The organism is Microbacterium sp. HMWF026 (assembly GCF_003061325.1).
In the GTDB taxonomy this organism is placed as follows: Bacteria; Actinomycetota; Actinomycetes; order Actinomycetales; family Microbacteriaceae; genus Microbacterium; species Microbacterium testaceum_E.
Genome location: NZ_QAJB01000292.1, coordinates 5333 through 6617 on the forward strand (window position 1 = coordinate 5333; position 1285 = coordinate 6617).

At 73.1% G+C, this 1285-nt stretch carries 1 protein-coding gene; it reads left to right on the forward strand.

All coding sequences use genetic code 11. The annotated features are described in order from the left end of the window. On the forward strand, positions 1 to 543 hold a 543-nt coding region (locus DBR36_RS18390; protein WP_375136076.1), incomplete at its 5' end, for an FAD-dependent oxidoreductase. Positions 544 to 1285 lie beyond the last annotated feature (742 nt).

Here is a 1285-nt window from a genome sequence, read left to right on the forward strand (position 1 = left end):
TCGGGGCACATCCGCGTCAACCGTGTCGCGCGCACCTCCGTGCCCAACATCTACGCGGCCGGCGACTGCACCAACTTCTACCCCCTGGCATCCGTCGCCTCGATGCAGGGGCGCCAGGCGATCTTCCACGCCCTGGGCGACATCGTGATCCCGCTCGAGACGCGCCGCATCACGGCCAACATCTTCACGGCGCCCGAGATCGCGACCGTCGGCTTCAGCGAGCAGGACGTGACCGAGGGCCGGATCGCCGGAAAGGTGCGCAAGCTCCCGCTCTCGGCCAACCCGCGCGCCAAGATGCAGGGCATCACCGACGGCTTCGTCAAGCTCATCGCCCGCGAGGGTAGCGGCACCGTGATGGGCGGCGTGATCGTCGGTCCCAAGGCGTCCGAGCTGATCTACCCGATCGCGATCGCCGTCGAGCGTCGCCTCACGGTCGACCAGGTCGCCCGCGTGTTCGCGGTGTACCCCTCGCTCACCTCGAGCATCACCGACGCCGCGCGCGCGATGCACATCGTCGACCGCGACGACCCCGGCGAGGACTGACCCTTCCGGATGCCGCGCCCCGCGGCCTCCGTCCTCCGCCCTCCGCCCTGCCGGCGCCGTCCTCCGCCCTGCGCCGACGGTCTGCCGGCGCCGGCGCGCGCCCTCTCCCGCGCGATAAACGCTGTTCCTGCCGGGAAACGCGGCGTCGTAGCGTGTCTCGGCACGGATGCCGTTTCTCGCCGCCCCGCCGTCGGGCCCGGGCGCCGTGGAGAGGCGCGCGGTCCGCGCCCGGCTGGACGTTGCACGGTCCCTCCTCCTCCGCCGGTCTGCCGGCGCCGGCGCGCGCCCTCTCCCGCGCGATAAACGCTGTTCCTGTCGAGAAACGCGGCGTCGTAACGTGTCTCGGCACGGAGGCCGTTTATCGCCGCCTAACAGCCGGGCCCGCGCCCCGTCGGAAGGCGCGCGGTCCGCGCCCCGCTGAACCGCGCACGGCGCCGCGCCCCGACGGTCTGCCGGCGCCGACGCGCCCTCTCCCGCGCGATAAACGCCATTCCTGTCGAGAAACGCGGCGTCGTAGCGTGTCTCGGCACGGATGCCGTTTGTCGCCGCCCTGCAGCCGAGCCCGGGCGCCGTTGGGAGGCGCGCGGGCGCCGGGCCCCGCCGGTCTGCCAGCGCCTGCGTGCGTCCTCTCTCGCGCGATAAACGCCGTTCCTGTCGAGAAACGCGGCGTCGTAGCGTGTCTCGGCACGGATGCCGTTCATCGCCGCCCCGCCGTCCGGGCCCGCGCCCCGCTGAACCACGC